Here is a 16,417-nt window from a genome sequence, read left to right on the forward strand (position 1 = left end):
CACGTCGTCCCGGCAGACTGTCGGCATGCGCAAGGACGATCACCCTGCGGACGTCGAGGCCCTCCTCCTCGATCCCAACTCGCAGATCCGCGCCTCCCAGGACGAGTCGGCATGCGGCGAGGGCGCCTGGGCGGGTGGGGCCGAGGCTGTGGAGGGCCACCTGCACCGGGTGGTCGCCGCGCTCAATCGAGTTCCCGCCCTGGTTGTCGAGCACGCGGAGTTCGAGCACTACGGCTCCGGCTACGCGTCGTTTGTCGACGTGCTCCTGACTCGGCGAGACGGATCCGCCCGTCGCGTCGATGCGGATGGCTACACGACGACTGAAGGATTCTCAGTGGTGTTGTGCCGCCTCGCCCGGATCGCATGCATCCTGTCTCCCGCCGAGCGCTCCCATCACCCCGACGGTCGGGGGTACTACTCCCTGCCATGGCTCGATGCCGTCACCGAGATACCGATCCCCGGATGGGAGAAAGGCTGCGAACAGATCTCCCAGGTCCTGGAGCGATACCGCATCACTCTCGTCGGCCCTCACATCCTCAGCCGGCCGGCCTTGCCACACCTGAAGATCGACACGAACCTCGGCGACGGGCCGCACTATTCGATCTTCGACGTCTGGTTCCACTGGATGGACTGACGGCGCAACCGATCCATGGAATGCCGGGCGACCGGAACGGTAGTCATCCAGGCAAAGCGAAAGGCCGGCCCGCTGGACAGCGGCCCGGCCTTCTGATCTGCACGAACGTGGTGGGCGATACTGGGATCGAACCAGTGACCTCTTCGGTGTGAACGAAGCGCTCTCCCGCTGAGCTAATCGCCCGGGATCGTCCGCGCCTCGCGGCGCCGACGGGGAAAACCATACCGCACCCGAGGGGGTGATGGCGAAAGGACGGGGACGGCCGCGCCCGAGCGGGCCGGATCGTCCCGCCTTCGTCAACACCTTCGAAAGGTTCCCCAGACCATCCCCAGCGTGGGGGTGTGGTGTCATAGCATCGTGATGCTCCATGCTCGACCCATACGCACGACCTGAGATCAATCTCCCGCAACGGCATCGCCCGCGGGGCCCCGCCGACACGCAAACCAGAGGTAAGGACGAGCCTGTTGGTGATGTTTGAGCTGGTAGATGACCGAATGTCAAGCTGTGATGTGCGTTACAGAAGTGCCTGGAGGCGGAATCTTTCCTACGGGTCTCTTCGTTCGTCCTCGTAGCGTGAGCGCGCGGTGAGGCCCGGCATCAACAGTGAGACGCAGTGATAGCCCCTTGACAGGGGACCCGACGACGAAAAGGTTTGGCTGACGATGAACAGCACCACCGTCTCTGCCGAGCTAGGCCTTCGGCTTGTGGTCCCCGACCGTACGACCGTCCCCCTGCTCGCCGGCCTGAGCTATACGGCTGAAGATCCGTACGCCATCCGGATGGCCTTCCATGTGGGGAATGACGAGCCGGTCGAGTGGATCTTCGCCCGCGAGCTGCTGACCGTGGGCATCGTGCGGCGCGTCGGAGACGGGGACGTCCAGGTGTGGCCGGCCCGGTCGGACGGCGAGCGCACGCTCAACATCAGCCTCACCTCGCCCTTCGGGCAGGCCCTCTTCGAGGTGCCGCTGGCCCCTCTCACCGAGTTCCTGCACCGCACCTACGAGCTCGTCCCCGCCGGCCGTGAGACCGACTTCATGGACCTGGACGAGGAGCTCACCAACATGCTCTGGAGCTCCTGAACCACCCCCGGGGCACGCGAGGCCCCCTGACTCACCCCAACCCGTTACCGAACCGGTCCGCACGGGCCGCGCGTACGACATAGCGTCCATACGTGGAGATCTACCGCGGGCTCAGGGACGCCGTACGGACGTCACGGCCGACGGCCGCGCTGGCGGCGTCCGTCCTCCTGCTCCTGACGGCTGCCTGCACAGGCGGAGGCGGGCCCGGGCAGGCGGCTCCCACCACGCTCCCCGGGCAGGACGAGATCCGCCACAGCCCCAACATCACGGTGATCGCGAACGTCCCCCTGACGGCGCCGTTCGACGGGCCGGAGGACTGGGGCACCGACATGGCCTTCCAGGGCCGGTACGCCTTCGTGGGCAACTACCGGGGCTTCACGGTGCACGACATCGGCGATCCGGCGCACCCCAAGGTGGTCGCCCGGGTCGTGTGCCCCGGCGGGCAGAACGACATCTCCGTCTCCGGCGACCTGCTCTTCCTCTCCGTCGACCAGGCCCGTACGGACGACACCTGCGAGAGCGAGGCCGGCGACCGGCTCGCCGCGGACGAGTGGGAGGGCATCCGCGTCTTCGACATCTCCGACAAGGCCCACCCGCGCTACCTGAAGGCCGTGCGCACCGAGTGCGGCTCGCACACGCACACGATCGTGCCGGGGCGCGACGCCCGCACGCTGTACCTCTACGTCTCCTCCCCCGGCCCCGAGCCGGGCTCGGTCAACTGCCCGCCGCCGCACCAGAACATCTCGATCGTGAAGGTGCCCGTCGACGACCCCGGCAAGGCGCGGGTGGTGGCCACGCCCGAACTGTTCGCCACCCGTGAGCCCGGCAGCGCGGACGACGGCGCGGACGACGGCGCGGACGACGACCTCGCCGGCGGCTGCCACGACATCACGGCCTACCCGGAGAAGGGCCTCGCCGCCGGGGCGTGCTTCGGCGACGGCGTGCTGCTCGACATCTCCGACCCCGTACGCCCCAAGGTGCTCCAGACCGTACGGGACGAGGCGAACTTCTCCATCTGGCACTCGGCCACCTTCGACAACGCCGGGACCAAGGTCGTCTTCAGCGACGAGATGGGCGGCGGCGCGGCCCCCACCTGCCTGCCCTCCGTGAGCCCCACCCGGGGCGCGGACGCCGTCTACACGCTGACGCCGGACCGCAGGCTCGTCCGCCGGGGCTACTTCAAGATCCCCCGGATGCAGGGCGCCAAGGAGAACTGCGTGGCCCACAACGGCGCGCTGGTGCCCGTCCCGGGCCGGGACGTGATGGTCCAGGCATGGTACATGGGCGGCGTGTCGGTCTGGGACTTCACCGACGCCGCCCGCCCCCGGGAGATCGCCTACTTCGAGCGCGGCCCGCTCGCGCCGGAGCTCCAGCTCGGCGGGTCGTGGTCGGCCTACTACTACAACGGCTACATCTACTCCAGCGACATCACCAAGGGGCTCGACGTCCTGCGCCTCGACGACCCGCTGACCGATCCCGCCAAGAAGGTGCGGCTCACCGAGCTCAACGCGCAGAGCCAGCGGTCCTACTGACCGTCAGGCGGTCACGGGTCGAGGTCGCCCGCCGCGCGCTCGGCGAAGACCTTCATGGCCTCCAGCGTGACCGGCCCGGGCGCCTGCGGCAGCGCCCTGCCGTCCACCGCCCTGATCGGCTGGATGTCGCGGGTCGTGGAGGTGAGGAACGCCTCCTCCGCCTCGTACAGCGCCGAGATCGGCAGGTCGGCCTCCTCGCCGCCGCACCATTCGAGCGTGAGCGCGCGGGTGACCCCGGCCAGGCAGCCGGAGGCGATCGTCGGGGTGACCAGGCGGCCACCGACGACGGCGAAGATGTTGCTCCCGGTGCCCTCGCACAGGTTCCCGGCGAGGTTCTCGAAGATCGCCTCGGCGCCGCCGCGCTCCTTGGCGTACGCCAGGGCCTTGGCGTTGTCGCCGTACGACGTGCTCTTGACCCCGGCCAGCGCGCCGCGCTCGTTGCGGGGCCACGGCACGACGGTGACATCAGCGGTGGCGGGGAACGGCGCCTGCTCGCCCACGATGACGATCGCGTTCGTCCCGGCGGTCCCGCGGTCGGAGCCGAGCGGTCCCGGCCCGCTGGTGTAGGTGATCCGGATCCGGGCCAGCGCCCACTTCGGCGCGGCCGCGAGGACGCGGCGCACCCCGTCGGCGATCGCGGTCAGGTCGGGCTCGGGCAGGTCCATCCGCTTGGCCGACAGCGCGAGCCGGTCGAGGTGCCGGGTGAGCGCGAAGGACTCGCCGTTCACCGCCTTGATCGTCTCGAACACGCCGTCGCCGACCATCAGCCCGTGGTCGAAGACCGAGACCACGGCCTTGTCGGGTTCGTACAGGTCCCCGTTCACCCAGATCGGTACAGCCATCTCCCCGCTCCGTTCGTTCCTATCCGCTGCCGCCGTCATCCGAGGCGAGCCCGATGAGCCGCGCGGCCTTCAGCTCCGTCTCGTGCCATTCCCGCCGTGGGTCGGAGCCCCAGGTGATACCCGCCCCCGTGCCGAACCGGATCGTCTCGTGCTCCGCCCAGAAGGTGCGGATGCCGACCGCCAGCACCCCCTCGCGCCGGTCGGCGTCGACCCAGCCCACGGCCCCACAGTACGGCCCCCGGGGCTCTGGTTCGAGCTCACCGATGATCCGCAGCGCGGAGGACTTCGGCGCGCCGGTCACCGAGCCGGGCGGGAAGGTCGCGGCGAACAGGTCCGGCCAGCCGGCGCCGCCGGTCAGCCGCGCCCGCACCGTGGAGACCAGGTGGACGAGCCCGGGGTGCTCCTCGACCGCGTACAGCGAGGGCACGGTCACCGAGCCTACCTCGGCCACCCGGCCGAGGTCGTTGCGGACCAGGTCGACGATCATGAGGTTCTCGGCGTAGTCCTTGTCGAGCAGGTCGTCCGCCGTCACCCCGGTCCCCTTGATCGGCCGGGACTCGATCACCGAGCCGCGCCGGGACAGGTAGAGCTCGGGCGAGGCCGACACCACCGTGAGGCCCGGCACGTCGACCACCGCCGCGTACGGCGCGGGGTTGCCCTCGGCCAGCCGTACGGCGAGGGCCAGGGGGTCGGCGCCCGGGACGGGCAGCGGCGCGGACAGGACGCGGCACAGGTTGGCCTGGTAGACCTCCCCGCGCTCGATGTGGTCCCTGATCCGCCGCACGCCCCGCTCGTAGCCCTCCCGGTCGAGCGAGGTGGTCCAGGCGTCGCGGGCGGGGCCGCGCCAGGGCCGGCTCGGCGCCGGGAGCGGGGCGGGCCGCACGGAGTCGAACCGCGCGCAGACGACCTTCCCCTCGTACGACACCACCACCGCCCACCAGCCGGAGCCGTCGAGGGCGGCCAGGTCGGTGGTCACCTCCCGCAGACCGGTGGCGAGGCGTCCCCCGATGTGGGCGAAGGGGTCGTGCACGTCTCCATTGTCGCAATCCCCCGCCCCTGCCCCGCCCCTCCGCGGGTCCGTCAGGCGCGTCCCTCCGCCGGGAGGCCGGCGCCCAGCAGGCCGAGCAGCGCGGACGCGGCGGGCAGGGGCGCGGTGCGCGGCAGGGCCGCGTAGACCGTCCGCCGCGGGGCGAACCCGCCGAGCGAGCGCAACGCCACGTCGGGCCGTACGGCGGGCGCGGCCATGGCCGGGACGAGCGTCACCCCGAGCCCGGCCGCCACGTAGCCGAGCTTGCCGGTCCACTCCGCGATCCGCAGGTCGATCCTCGGCGCGAAGCCCGCCCGGGCGCAGGCGGCGCCGAGCATGGTCACCGTGCCGGGAGGGGCGCCCTCGATCCAGCTCTCGTCACGCAGGTCGCGCAGGTCGACCGTCGCCCGGCCGGCCAGCGGGTGGTCGCCGGGGAGGGCGACGAGCAGTTCGTCCTCCATCAGGCGGGTGACCTCGACCTCCGGCCCGGCTCCCAGCCCGGAGGGGTAGTCGCTGACCACCGCGATGTCGATCTCGGCGCGGCCCAGGCCGTCCATGAGGTGGGTGCTGAGGCCCTCCACCATGCTGACGGTGACCTCCGGCCGGGCCGCGCGCAGCTCCCGCAGGGCGGCGGGCACCAGCACGGCGTTGGCGGTGGCGAAGGCGCCGACGCGCAGCCGCCCGCCCGTGCCCTGGTGGATCGCGGCGAGCTCCTCCCCCGCCCGGCCGAGCCGTTCGAGCACCTCACGGGCGTAGCGGTGCAGTGTCCGGCCCGCGGGCGTCAGCCGTACCCCCCGGGGCAGCCGCGCGAACAGCGGGCCGCCCGCCTGGGCCTCCAGGGTCGCGATACGCCGGGACACGGCTGACTGGGTGTAGTTGAGCTGCAGGGCGGCCGCGGTGAACGATCCGGTGCGGGCCACGACGTCGAGCAGCACAAGCGCGTCGGTGTCGAACATGCTCCGATCCATGAGCCGGGGGAATGAGTGCCATGCACTCTAGTCGCTGGTGGAATGGCTTGTTCCTCCCATAACGTCCCAGGACATGATTGCTTTTCTTGGCCTGGGACGCATGGGCGTTCCGATGGCCGGACGCCTCGTCACCGCCGGTCACAAGGTGGCCGTGTGGAACCGTACGCCACGGGACGTGCCGGGCGCGAAGGCGGCCCCCTCCCCCGCCGAGGCCGTCGCCGGGGCGGACGTCGTGATCACCATGCTGAGCGACCCTGAGGCGGTCTTCGAGGTGGTGGGGGCGGCGCTGCCGGGGCTGCGGGCCGGGTCGGTGCTGGTGGAGATGTCCACGATCGGCCCGGACCCGGTGAGGCGGCTGCGCGGGCTGCTCCCCGGCGGCGTGGGGCTGGTCGACGCGCCCGTGCTCGGCAGCGTGGGCCCCGCCGCCGAAGGGACCCTGGTCGTGCTCGCCGGCGGGCGGCGGGAGGACCTCGACCGCGTGGCGGACGTGCTGCCCGTCTTCGGGAGGGTGCACGAGGCGGGCGGGCCGGGAGCGGGGGCCTCGACCAAGCTCGCGGTGATGAGCATGATGGTGACCGCGCAGGTGAACCTGGCCGAGACCCTGGCGTACGCGGACGCGCTGGGCGTCGGCCGCGCCGCCCTGCTGGACGTCCTCGGGGCGACCCCGCTGGCCGGGCTGGCGGAGCGGCTGCGGCCCGTGGCCGAGTCGGGCCCGTTCGAGACACGATACGCCCTGGGCCTGGCCGCCAAGGACCTGCGACTCGCGACCGAGGGGCCGGGAGTGGTCCAGTCGGTGGCCGCCGCGGCCCGCGACCGGCTGGCGGAGGCGGCCGCGGCCGGCCTCGCGGGCGACGACCTCACGGCCGTCTTCCCCTTCGTGGCGGGCGCGGGCTCCGCGCCCGAGCAGGCGTGACAGCTTCCTCGTAGGGGCCCGATCAGGCCAGGGGGCCGACGGCGGACTCGGCGGCGCCGACCACGGCGCCGCTCGCGACGAGCCGGACGACCGCCTCGATCTCCGGCGCCAGGAAGCGGTCCTGCCCGGGCCCGGCCACCGCCTCGCGCAGCGCCGCGACCACCGCGCCCGTCCCCGGCGCCGGTTCGTACGGCCGGCGCAGGTCGAGCGCCCGCGCGGCGGTGAGCACCTCGATCGCGAGCACGCGGGTGAGCCCGTCGACGGCGCGGCGCAGCTTGCGTCCCGCCGACCAGCCCATCGAGACGTGGTCCTCCTGCATCGCCGAGCTCGGGATCGAGTCCACACTCGCCGGGACCGCCAGCCGCTTCAGTTCGGACACGATCGCCGCCTGGGTGTACTGCGCGATCATGTGGCCGGAGTCGACGCCCGGATCGTCGGCGAGGAACGCCGGAAGGCCGTGGCTGCGGGCCACGTCGAGCATGCGGTCGGTGCGCCGCTCGGAGATCGAGGCGAGGTCGGCCGCCGCGATGGCCAGGAAGTCCAGCACGTACGCCACGGGAGCGCCGTGGAAGTTGCCGTTGGACTCCACCCGGCCGTCGGCGAGCACCACCGGATTGTCGATCGCGCTCGCCATCTCCCGGGCGGCGACGGCCGAGGCGTGGGCGAGGGTGTCCCGGGCCGCCCCGGCGACCTGCGGCGCGCAGCGCAGGGAGTAGGCGTCCTGGACGCGGGTGCACGAGCCGTCGCGGTGCGAGGCCATCACGCCCGACCCGGCGAGCAGCGCCCGCATGTTGGCCGCGGCCAGGGCCTGGCCGGGGTGGGGTCGCAGCGCCTGGAGTTCGGCCGCGAACACGTGGTCGGTGCCGAGCAGCGCCTCCACGCTCATGGCCGCGCCGATGTCGGCGATGGTGAGGAGCGCGGACAGGTCGTGCAGCGCCAGCACGAGCATGCCGAGCATGCCGTCGGTGCCGTTGATCAGCGCCAGCCCCTCCTTGGCGGCCAGCTCGACGGGCTCGACGCCGTGTTCCTTGAGCGCCTCGGCGGCGGGCCGCAGACGTCCCCCGGCGTCCCGCACGGCCCCTTCGCCCATGATCGTCAGGGCGACGTGGGAGAGCGGCGCGAGATCCCCCGAGCAGCCGAGGCTGCCGTACTCGTGCACGACCGGGGTGAGCCGCGCGTTCAGCAGCGACTCCAGCACCCGGGCCGTGACCGGGCGCACGCCGGTGTGCCCGGTGGCGAGCGTGCGCAGGCGCAGCAGCATCATGGCTCGGACGACCTCGGCCTCCACCTCGGGCCCGGAGCCGGCCGCGTGCGAGCGGACGAGGCTGCGCTGGAGCCGGGCACGCAGCGAGGGGTCGATGTGCCGGGTGGCGAGCGCGCCGAAGCCGGTGGAGACGCCATAGGCCGGGGTGTCGGCCTCGGCAAGCTCCTCGATCCTCCCCCGCGACGCGGCCATCTCGGCGATCGCGTCGTCCGTCAGCCGCACCGGCGCTCCGTCCCTCGCGACGCGGACCACGTCGGCGAAGGCGAGCGGCCCGGGACCGACGGCCACGACCTCGTCGTCGTGCATCGTCCCCCTCCTTCACCATCCCTTTGGTAACCACCGTATTCTAGATTAGGTACTTACATCCATGGGTCCCCTCCAGTCCCTCGCGTCCCGGCCCCCGCCGCCGGAGTTCCGCCCCCGCGATGCCGGCCGGTCGCCCGGACTCCCGGCGTGAGCAGGGCGAACGCCGCTGATTTGGGGAGTCGCCGGAGATTGGATAAAGTGCTTCGCGTGAGTCCGGCCGAGAGCCGGGACGCGGAAGTGGCTCAGTGGTAGAGCATCACCTTGCCAAGGTGAGGGTCGCGGGTTCGAATCCCGTCTTCCGCTCGGAGATCTACACGGTGGAGTGGCCGAGAGGCGAGGCAGCGGCCTGCAAAGCCGCGTACACGGGTTCAAATCCCGTCTCCACCTCTTGGTTCGTCCAAGGGCGATTAGCTCAGCGGGAGAGCGCTTCCCTGACACGGAAGAGGTCACTGGTTCAATCCCAGTATCGCCCACCATCATCGATGGCCTCCTCACTTGAGGAGGCCATCGGCGTATCCGGACCTCACACCAGACGATCCCGCCGCCCCGCCGCGGCGACCGCGGGAGTGGTCGTGGGGAGCGGAACGCGGACGGGCCGGCGGGCGTGCGGCAGGGCGATGGAGAACCAGACGACCTTGCCGTCGCGCCGTCCGGGGACGACGCCCCACGCATGGCTGAGCAGCTCGACCAGCACCAGCCCGCGGCCGCACTCCGCGATGTCGTCCTCCTCACGGGGCAGGGCGCCGACGGGGGTGGGCCGGCGCGTGCCGACGCCGTCCCACACCTCCACGTACAGGTGCTCCCGGGTCAGCCGGGCACGCATGACGACAGAATGCGAGCGGTGGCCGGATGCCGTGGCGGCCTGTATCGCCTGCACCGCATTGGTGACGACTTCGGAGGTGAGCAACTCCGCGTCGTCCGCCATATCCGAAAGCTGCCACCTGGTCAGGATCGACCGGACGAATTGGCGAGCCCGGGAAATCACGGCGGGACGCGCGGCGAGCGGCAGCTCCTCGGAAACGTGGCCAGAAGCCGGGCTGAATGGTGATTGCATGATGGGACCTGGTTCCGGAGCGGGTCGATGGAAAAGTGACCGCTCAGCTGGCAGGGGGTGAGGAGCCGGCGGGCCAAGGCGTACTGACGTGCCTGTCATGGTGAACGGTCAGAAGGCCGGAGAGCGAGTCGCGGCCCCGATACCCTTGCCAGTTCACGGGCCGATCGGCGCGGCCGATCAGCTTGGCCGATCAGCTCGGGCGATGTCTCTTCACCAGGTCAGGCGCGCCGTTAGGGTGACCGAAAAGCATGTGGCTGGGAAAGGTCGCCGATGAACGTCAGCCCCCAAAGCGGACACGATATTGATCCCGGTGTCTGGGAACAGCCCACAATGCGACAGGTCCTTGCCGTTAGAGATATTTCTACCGTTTTCCGGATTCTGGGTCAGCGGGGATTGTCTCAGCGCGCGATCGCGGCACGCACCGGGCAGTCGCAGTCGGAGGTCTCCGAGATCGTCGCCAACGGCCGGCAGGTCATGGCCTACGACGTGCTCAGCCGGATCGCCGACGGCCTCGGCATTCCGCGCGGATACATGGGCCTGGCCTTCGACGTCTCCTCGGCGCGCCCCGCCGCGCCCGCCCCGCGGCAGGGCGACGAGGACGAGCAGGCGCGTCGCCTGCTGGCGCACGCCGCGCAGGTGACCGTCGGCGCGATCGAAGGCGACGTGAGGCAGTGGGCCGAGCCCCTGCCGGATGTCGCCACCCCTCTGCCCGGGCGGATCGGGATGGCCGACGTCGCGCAGGTGGAGTCGGTGACCCGCGCGCTGCGCGCCCTGGACTACCAGCAGGGAGGCGGCGTCTGCCGCGACGCGGTGGTGGCGCAGCTGGCCTGGTCACAGCGGCTGCTCCACACCTCCTGCTCACCCGATGTCGTCCGCCGCCTGCACAGGGCGCTCGCCGACCAGCACAACCTCGCGGGGTGGACGTCCTTCGACGTCGGCCTGTACGGCTCCGCCATCGACCACCTGGCCCGCGCTCTGGAACAGGCCAAACACGCCGACGACCCCTCGCTGATGGCCAACATCCTCTACCGGATGGGCCGCGTGCAGTTGCACCGCGGCCGCGTCCAGGAGACCCTGCGGTTCTTCCAGCTGGGACAGCTCTGCGCGCAGGACGCCAACTGCGAACGCACGGTGGCGATGCTCTGCGCGAACGAAGCCTGCGCCTACGCCCTGCTCGGCAACGCCGAACTGGCGCTCAAATCGATGACCCGGGCGCGCGACGAGCTTGATCGCGCCCACGAGCGTCCCGCGCCCTCCTGGGTGAACTTCTTCGGCCACGCCGATCTCGCCGCCAGCATGGGCATGGTTCACGCCGACCTGGGCAGCGCGCACCTGGAGGCCGCCGTGGAGCACCTCACCCAGGCGCTCGCGGGCCGCGACACGAGCATGACCCGCAGCCGTACGTTCGAGCTGACCGCCCTCGCCACGGTGTATCTGAAGGCAGGAGAGATGACCAGCGGAGTCGACACCGGCCACGAGGCTGTCACGCTGGCCGCGGAGATCCGGTCGACGCGGGTCATCGACCGCCTGGCGCCCCTGCAGGAGGCCGCCATGGCCCGGGCCGCCCGCCATTCCGACGCCCGTGACCTCGCGCAGCGCATCTCGGCCCTGCGGGCGGCATGACAACGACCTCCGCCGCCGGTGCGCTCACGCGCGAACGGCTCAACGGGCTGCTGGAGTCCGTCTGCGACCGCGCGGGGCTCTCCTCGCGAGACGCCGAGCTGGTCAAGTTCACCAACAACGCGGTGTTCCGCCTTCGTCAGGCGTCCGTCGTCGTGCGCATCGCCGGGTCCACGGCCGCCCGCACCCGCGTGCCGACGGTGGTCCGGGTCGCCCGCTGGCTGGCGCGGCACGACTTCCCGGCGGTCCGGCTCCTGTCCGGCGTGGAGCAGCCGTTGCACGTGGACGGCCATGTGATCACCCTGTGGGAGTACCTGCCGGAGGTCGGCCCGCGCCCGGACGGCAGGGATCTCGGGGCTCTTCTGCGGCGCCTGCACGCCCTGACCGATCCGCCGCCGGACCTGCTCCAGTGGCGGCCGATGGCGGAGGTGCGCCAGCGCCTCGCCGAGCCGGAAGATCTGTCCGCCGACGACCACGCCTTCCTGCTGTACGAGTGCGACGAGGTCGAAGGACGGCTCGCCGATCTCCGCTACGTGCTCAGGCCCGGGGTCATCCACGGGGACGCGTTCCTCGGGAACGTCATCGCCGGCCCGCACGGGCCCGCGCTGTGCGACTTCGACGGCACGACGATCGGCCCGCGCGAATGGGACCTGACCCCGGTGGCGGTCGGCAGCCTGCGCATGGACTATCCGGAGGACGACCACGGCCCGCTGTCCAAGGAGTACGGCTTCGACGTGACCCGATGGGAAGGCTTTCCGGTCCTGCGGCGGCTTCGTGAGCTCAAACTGGTCACCAGCGTGGTGCCCATCCTGCGGAGCAATCCGGCGATCCGCCCCCAGTGGGAGCACCGGATGCGCAGCTTCAGGGCCGGTGACCTGAACGTCAGGTGGCAGACGTACGGGTGAGCGACACGCCCCTTCCCCTCGTGGGTCCACTCCCGCGCCGGCGGGTCAGGTCTGGTCGTAGACGAGGAGACCGTCGTCGCGGAGGCGGGCGCCGGAGGCCGGCACGTGTTCGGTGAGCCGTCCGTCGTGTGACAGGTGCAGCACCCGGGCGCCCCGCGCGAGGACCGCGAAATCGGCGATGATCCGCCGGTGGCAGCGCCACCAGAGGCTCTCCGCGCACATCACGGCCGTCCGGGCCGTACGCGACCCCGCCAGCAGATCGCCGGCGGCGGCCAGGAAGTCCGGATGACGGGTGTACCCGGCGTATCCCCGGAACGAGGCGTTCTGCCAGAAGACGTCGGGCGAGTCCGGAGCGGCCCTGCGGAACCCGCCCAGCCGGCTCTCCCAGCGGTAGCCGATCCCCGCGTCCGGCAGCCAGCCGGCCAGCGCCGCGCGGGCGGCGTCGGGATTTCGCCGGCTGCCGGGGGCGGTCCTGACGTCCACCACCTGCTGGACTCCGGCGCCACGCAGCAGCGGGATCAGCCGCTCACGCGGCGCGGTGCCGTGCCCGAAGGTCAGCAGCGTCACGGAGGCCATGGCCGGCTCACTCCCCGCGGTGCTCCCCGGCGCCGGCAGGCCCGTGACGATGTGGTCGTCCATGCGCGGCCTCCGTCAGCCCGGAAGGCAGCGGGAGGGCAGCCGGAAGGCGGCAGGAGGGCACGGCGAACGGGACGACCGGCCGGGCCCCGGACGGCCGCTCTCCAGGCGCGCGGGTCAGTCGGCCCGGGCGAAGAGCTCGTCGAAGAGCTCCAGCGCGGCCCGCCGTACGTCGTCGGGAGCGAGGCCGTTCAAGGTGTCGCGCGCCTGGGCGGCGTCGCGGGTCGTGGCGAAGGTGATCGCGACCGATTTGGCGGCCGCGTGGCGCAGCGATCCGGTGGGCGCGCTGTCGGCCAGTGCCTCCGCGCTCGCGGCCAGGTCGAGGTTGTCTTTGCCGGTCTGGGTGGTCAAAGCGTTCTCCTGGTGTGATGGCGGCTTGACCCATTATCCGTGATGGGTCCGTGACGCGGGGCGGCACCCCGCATTGTTCGCGTGTCCCCTCCCGTTTCGGCGGCCCTTTTCGTGATTTTCCCGGCCTTCCCCGGGCCCTTCTCACCGCCCGGCGAGGCGGGTCCGTACGACGAGGTCGTGCAGTGCGTCGCGGGCCGCGGGGGCGTCCGGCAGCGCGGAGGAGGCACCGGCGTCCTCCAGGGCCGCGGTGAGCGCGTCGAGGTCGGCCGTGAGGCGTTCCCGGCCGGGCGCGTCGCCCGGCGGCGGTCCGTGCTCGGCCGCGCGCTTGGCCGCGACCAGACCGGCCAGGTAGGGCGGAGCGCCGTCGAGGAGCAGGGTCAGGTCGGCGACGAGTTCGCCGCTGCGCATGAGGCGGATGCCCGTCAGCAACACCCGGAACGCGTAGAGCAGCGGTTTCAGCTCTCCCGTACGGTCGAACAGCCGCCGCTGCGTGCGGGCGAAGCCCAGGTAGTGATGGGCGTGGTGGCGGGTGAGGCAGGCGGGCGCGAGGGCGCGCATCTCCTCGTGCAGCGGGGAGGTGCGCACGACCAGCGGTGACAGGAGCTGTTCCAGCACGTATCCGTTGCGGCCCAGCAGCAGGCGGCAGAACTTGGCCAGGTCGTGGGTCACGAGGTCGACCTCCACGCCCTCCCGCACCCAGGACCTGATCACGGTCTCCTCGCCCGTACGCAGGCCGACGACCTCCTCGGCGGGCAGCACGTGCACGCCCCGCAGGTCGACGTCGGAGTCCACCGAGGGGAATCCGTACAGGTGCGCGCCGCTCACGGTGGCGAAGGCGAGCGGATGCCGCTCGCCCGCGGCCACCTCGGGCAGCCAGGACGGCAGGACGGCGGTCACGACGCCTCCCCTCTCGCCAGACTCGCCTCAGGAGCGCCCACCTTGGGAACGTTCACCTTCGGCACGATCACCTTCGGCATGATCACAGAGCCGACCTCCGCACCTCGATCAGGAACTCCTCGACGGCCGTCCGGTCCGGCCGTTCCGGCAGCGCGCTCCCGGGCCGCCCGGCCGGTTCGCTCAGCTCGGCGAGCAGGCGCCCGCGCCACTCCAGCACCTCGGGCCAGGGCGTCTCCCCCCGCCGTACGGCCAGCAGCCGGTCGCGGTGGGCGCGGACGCAGACCAGCGGCTCCCCGTGCCGGGCCAGGAAGGAGGCGCCGAGCAGCAGCCGGATCATGTGCATCGCCATCTTCCACCGCCTCGCGTCGCCGCCGCCCGGCCGCGGCGGGTCGTCGGGGCGGAGGCGGCGGAACTGCCGGTCGGCGGAGCCCGCGAAGGCCCGCTCCGCCCGGTGCGACAGGAACGCGCGGCGGATCGCCAGCAGCCGCTCCCCCGGCGGGGTGACCAGTTCGACGAGCGGCGACCACAGGCACTCCAGCGCGGCCGGGTTGCCGTCCAGCCCGAGCACGCAGAACCGCTCGACCTCCCAGGAGAACTGCTCGGGCCGCGGGCCTTCCACGTGGTCGGGCGGCTTGTCGAGCCGCCAGAACCTCGCCGTCGGCGTCACGAACACGCCGCGCCGGTCGACGTCCGACTCCCCCGTCTCCAGCCCGTACGCGCGTGAGCCGGCGACGACGGACAGGATGCTGCCCGCGGGGGCCGCCAGGGTCATGTCGCCGGATCTTGTCACAAAGGTAGGCTCCCGGGTCGGGACGCGGAAAGGTAGCGAATTAATGGCCGATTTTGGGCATGACCTGTGGTTCGGGGCCTTCCTCAGGCCGGACGCGGCGGGGCACCACCGGATCGTCCGGCAGGCCGTGCTGGCCGACGAGCTGGGGCTCGACGTCATCGGCGTCCAGGACCACCCGTACCAGCCGTCGTTCCTGGACACCTGGACGCTGCTGTCGGTGCTCGCGGCCCGCACCGAGCGGGTGCGGCTGTTCCCCGACGTGGCGAACCTCCCGCTGCGGCCGCCCGCGGTGCTGGCCAGGGCCGCCGCGTCGCTCGACATCCTCAGCGGCGGCCGGGTGGAGCTGGGGCTCGGGGCCGGGGCGTTCTGGGACGGCGTCGCGGCCATGGGCGGCCCGCGCCGCGACCCCGGTGACGCGGTCGAGGCGCTGGAGGAGGCCGTCGCGGTCCTGCGCGCGCTGTGGACGCCCGGCGAGAGCGTACGGCTCGACGGCCGGCACTACCGGCTGGAGGGCGCGCGGCCCGGGCCGTTCCCCCCGCATCCGATCGGGCTGTGGATCGGCGCGTACAAGCGGCGCATGCTGGAGCTGACCGGGCGGCTCGGCGACGGCTGGGTGCCCTCGTCCGGGTACGCCGCGCCGGAGGATCTGGGCGCGATGACGGCGATCCTGGACGCCGCCGCCGAACGGGCCGGGCGCGACCCCGCCGGGATCCGCCGCGTCTACAACATCGAGGGCCGGTTCTCCGGCGCGGCCGGGGAGGGGTTCCTGAACGGGCCGCCCGCCGTGTGGGCCGGGCAACTCGCCGGCCTCGTGCGCGACCACGGCATGAGCGTCTTCGTGCTCGCCGTGGACGACGACAGGGACCTCAAGGTCTTCGCCGAGGAGGTCGCCCCCGCCGTACGGGAGGCCGTGGCGCGGGAACGCGGACGGGCCGGCCGGGCCGGACGGGCGGACGAGGACGCGGTGGCCTCCGCCGGCCACCGGGCCGCGGCCTCGGCTCCGGCCGTCCTGGACGAGGCCACCCGGCCGCGGCTGCCCAAACGGGACCCCGCCGCGTTGACGCCGCAGCAGCGGGCGGCCGGGCAGCGGCTCGTGCTCATCCACGACCACCTGCGCCGGGAGCTGACCCAGGTCAGGGACGCGCTGGAGCAGGTCGCCGCGGGCCGCTCCGACGCCGCCGCGCTCCGCTCGATGATCAACGAGCTCACCATGCGGCAGAACTACTGGACGCTCGGCACGTTCTGCGCGTCGTACTGCAGGCTGCTGACCACCCACCACACGATCGAGGACGAGCACATGTTCCCCATGCTGGCGGCGGCACAGGCGTCGCTGGCGCCGGTCGTCGAGCGGCTGGAACAGGAGCACGAGGTGATCGCCGAGGTGCTGACCGGCCTGGACGCCGCCCTCGTGGCGATGATCGAGGACCCGGACCGGCTCGACGGCGTCCGCGCGCAGGTGGACCTGCTGTCGGACGTGCTGCTGTCGCACCTGCGCTACGAGGAGGAGGAGCTCGTCGAGCCCATCTCCCGCCTCGGCCTCGACATCTGAGGCCGGAAACCGGGGTGCGGCGGCCGGGTCCGCGCGCCTACGCTGCCGCC

16 protein-coding genes and 4 tRNA genes are annotated in these 16,417 nt (G+C 72.3%); 10 read left to right on the top strand and 10 right to left on the bottom strand.

Annotation, left to right across the window (positions count from 1 at the left end; all coding sequences use genetic code 11):
• Positions 1–25 precede the first annotated feature (25 nt).
• A complete protein-coding gene (locus Mam01_RS22275; protein ID WP_204287170.1) occupies positions 26–634 on the top strand; it encodes a hypothetical protein in 609 nt (202 codons plus the stop codon).
• Positions 635–742: 108 nt separating this feature from the next.
• Here the strand turns inward: Mam01_RS22275 and Mam01_RS22280 are convergent.
• Positions 743–817 (bottom strand) — tRNA-Val (locus Mam01_RS22280).
• Positions 818–1,296: 479 nt separating this feature from the next.
• On the opposite strand from Mam01_RS22280, the gene Mam01_RS22285 reads away from it, so the two are divergent.
• Together Mam01_RS22285 and Mam01_RS22290 are read left to right on the top strand one after the other, a co-directional pair.
• Complete coding sequence (locus Mam01_RS22285) at positions 1,297–1,713, top strand: SsgA family sporulation/cell division regulator (protein WP_036329836.1); 417 nt, start codon at positions 1,297–1,299, stop codon at positions 1,711–1,713.
• Positions 1,714–1,811: 98 nt separating this feature from the next.
• Positions 1,812–3,245, top strand: a complete 1,434-nt coding sequence (locus Mam01_RS22290; protein ID WP_373868715.1) for an LVIVD repeat-containing protein — start codon at positions 1,812–1,814, stop codon at positions 3,243–3,245.
• Between the two features lie 11 nt (positions 3,246–3,256).
• On the opposite strand, the gene Mam01_RS22295 is transcribed toward Mam01_RS22290, so the two are convergent.
• From Mam01_RS22295 to Mam01_RS22305, 3 genes are read right to left on the bottom strand one after another with little or no spacing between them, the layout of a single operon-like run.
• Positions 3,257–4,087 (bottom strand): aminotransferase class IV, encoded by an 831-nt coding sequence (locus Mam01_RS22295; protein ID WP_204287172.1) that lies wholly within the window; start codon positions 4,085–4,087, stop codon positions 3,257–3,259.
• A gap of 19 nt (positions 4,088–4,106) precedes the next feature.
• Entirely contained in the window at positions 4,107–5,117 is a 1,011-nt protein-coding gene (locus Mam01_RS22300; RefSeq protein WP_204287173.1) for a chorismate-binding protein, read from the bottom strand.
• Between the two features lie 50 nt (positions 5,118–5,167).
• Complete coding sequence (locus tag Mam01_RS22305) at positions 5,168–6,070, bottom strand: LysR family transcriptional regulator (protein WP_204287174.1); 903 nt, start codon at positions 6,068–6,070, stop codon at positions 5,168–5,170.
• A gap of 85 nt (positions 6,071–6,155) precedes the next feature.
• Here Mam01_RS22305 and Mam01_RS22310 point away from each other — a divergent pair, with 85 nt between their 5' ends.
• Complete coding sequence (locus Mam01_RS22310; RefSeq protein ID WP_204287175.1) at positions 6,156–6,995, top strand: NAD(P)-dependent oxidoreductase; 840 nt, start codon at positions 6,156–6,158, stop codon at positions 6,993–6,995.
• 22 nt (positions 6,996–7,017) lie between these two features.
• Here Mam01_RS22310 and hutH read toward each other — a convergent pair whose 3' ends face one another.
• Positions 7,018–8,565 carry a histidine ammonia-lyase gene (hutH, locus tag Mam01_RS22315; RefSeq protein WP_204287176.1) on the bottom strand — a complete coding sequence of 516 codons (1,548 nt, stop codon included), beginning with the start codon at positions 8,563–8,565 and terminating at the stop codon, positions 7,018–7,020.
• Between the two features lie 231 nt (positions 8,566–8,796).
• Between hutH and Mam01_RS22320 the strand changes: the two genes are divergently transcribed.
• The 3 genes from Mam01_RS22320 (at position 8,797) to Mam01_RS22330 (ending at position 9,041) form a co-directional block, all read left to right on the top strand.
• A tRNA-Gly gene (locus tag Mam01_RS22320) sits at positions 8,797–8,868 on the top strand.
• Positions 8,869–8,881: 13 nt separating this feature from the next.
• Positions 8,882–8,952, top strand: a tRNA-Cys gene (locus Mam01_RS22325).
• Positions 8,953–8,966: 14 nt separating this feature from the next.
• Positions 8,967–9,041 (top strand) — tRNA-Val (locus Mam01_RS22330).
• A gap of 47 nt (positions 9,042–9,088) precedes the next feature.
• Here Mam01_RS22330 and Mam01_RS22335 read toward each other — a convergent pair.
• Positions 9,089–9,718, bottom strand: a complete 630-nt coding sequence (locus tag Mam01_RS22335; protein WP_307820090.1) for an ATP-binding protein — start codon at positions 9,716–9,718, stop codon at positions 9,089–9,091.
• A 294-nt stretch (positions 9,719–10,012) separates the two neighbouring features.
• Between Mam01_RS22335 and Mam01_RS22340 the strand changes: the two genes are divergently transcribed.
• Together Mam01_RS22340 and Mam01_RS22345 are read left to right on the top strand one after the other, a co-directional pair.
• The gene (locus tag Mam01_RS22340) at positions 10,013–11,242 is read left to right on the top strand and encodes a helix-turn-helix domain-containing protein (protein WP_204287178.1); all 1,230 of its coding nucleotides are present in this window, start codon (positions 10,013–10,015) and stop codon (positions 11,240–11,242) included.
• Complete coding sequence (locus Mam01_RS22345) at positions 11,239–12,144, top strand: phosphotransferase enzyme family protein (protein WP_204287179.1); 906 nt, start codon at positions 11,239–11,241, stop codon at positions 12,142–12,144. The genes Mam01_RS22340 and Mam01_RS22345 overlap by 4 nt, the downstream gene beginning before the upstream one ends.
• A 45-nt stretch (positions 12,145–12,189) precedes the next feature.
• On the opposite strand, the gene Mam01_RS22350 is transcribed toward Mam01_RS22345, so the two are convergent.
• The 4 genes from Mam01_RS22350 to Mam01_RS22365 form a co-directional block, all read right to left on the bottom strand.
• Positions 12,190–12,783 carry a DUF488 domain-containing protein gene (locus Mam01_RS22350; protein WP_204287180.1) on the bottom strand — a complete coding sequence of 198 codons (594 nt, stop codon included), beginning with the start codon at positions 12,781–12,783 and terminating at the stop codon, positions 12,190–12,192.
• A gap of 114 nt (positions 12,784–12,897) precedes the next feature.
• Positions 12,898–13,131: an RNA-binding protein gene (locus Mam01_RS22355; RefSeq protein ID WP_138460151.1), complete on the bottom strand. Its 234-nt coding sequence runs from the start codon at positions 13,129–13,131 to the stop codon at positions 12,898–12,900.
• Positions 13,132–13,272: 141 nt separating this feature from the next.
• Complete coding sequence (locus Mam01_RS22360) at positions 13,273–14,028, bottom strand: nucleotidyltransferase domain-containing protein (RefSeq protein ID WP_204287181.1); 756 nt, start codon at positions 14,026–14,028, stop codon at positions 13,273–13,275.
• Between the two features lie 82 nt (positions 14,029–14,110).
• Entirely contained in the window at positions 14,111–14,818 is a 708-nt protein-coding gene (locus Mam01_RS22365) for a nucleotidyltransferase domain-containing protein (protein ID WP_239101521.1), read from the bottom strand.
• A gap of 43 nt (positions 14,819–14,861) precedes the next feature.
• Here Mam01_RS22365 and Mam01_RS22370 point away from each other — a divergent pair, with 43 nt between their 5' ends.
• Positions 14,862–16,367, top strand: coding sequence for an LLM class flavin-dependent oxidoreductase (locus tag Mam01_RS22370; RefSeq protein ID WP_204287182.1), 1,506 nt, complete (start codon positions 14,862–14,864; stop codon positions 16,365–16,367).
• Positions 16,368–16,417: the final 50 nt, after the last annotated feature.

The organism is Microbispora amethystogenes, from assembly GCF_016863015.1.
Classification (GTDB): domain Bacteria; phylum Actinomycetota; class Actinomycetes; order Streptosporangiales; family Streptosporangiaceae; genus Microbispora; species Microbispora amethystogenes.

Excerpts from the sequence above, each read along its gene's own strand:
- Mam01_RS22275 (WP_204287170.1), top strand. The coding sequence starts at position 26 with ATGCGCAAGGACGATCACCCTGCGGACGTCGAGGCCCTCCTCCTCGAT.
- Mam01_RS22285 (WP_036329836.1), top strand. The coding sequence starts at position 1,297 with ATGAACAGCACCACCGTCTCTGCCGAGCTAGGCCTTCGGCTTGTGGTC.
- Mam01_RS22295 (WP_204287172.1), bottom strand. The coding sequence starts at position 4,087 with ATGGCTGTACCGATCTGGGTGAACGGGGACCTGTACGAACCCGACAAG.
- Mam01_RS22305 (WP_204287174.1), bottom strand. The coding sequence starts at position 6,070 with ATGTTCGACACCGACGCGCTTGTGCTGCTCGACGTCGTGGCCCGCACC.
- Mam01_RS22310 (WP_204287175.1), top strand. The coding sequence starts at position 6,156 with ATGATTGCTTTTCTTGGCCTGGGACGCATGGGCGTTCCGATGGCCGGA.
- hutH (WP_204287176.1), bottom strand. The coding sequence starts at position 8,565 with ATGCACGACGACGAGGTCGTGGCCGTCGGTCCCGGGCCGCTCGCCTTC.
- Mam01_RS22335 (WP_307820090.1), bottom strand. The coding sequence starts at position 9,718 with ATGACAGGCACGTCAGTACGCCTTGGCCCGCCGGCTCCTCACCCCCTG.
- Mam01_RS22345 (WP_204287179.1), top strand. The coding sequence starts at position 11,239 with ATGACAACGACCTCCGCCGCCGGTGCGCTCACGCGCGAACGGCTCAAC.
- Mam01_RS22350 (WP_204287180.1), bottom strand. The coding sequence starts at position 12,783 with ATGGACGACCACATCGTCACGGGCCTGCCGGCGCCGGGGAGCACCGCG.
- Mam01_RS22370 (WP_204287182.1), top strand. The coding sequence starts at position 14,862 with ATGGCCGATTTTGGGCATGACCTGTGGTTCGGGGCCTTCCTCAGGCCG.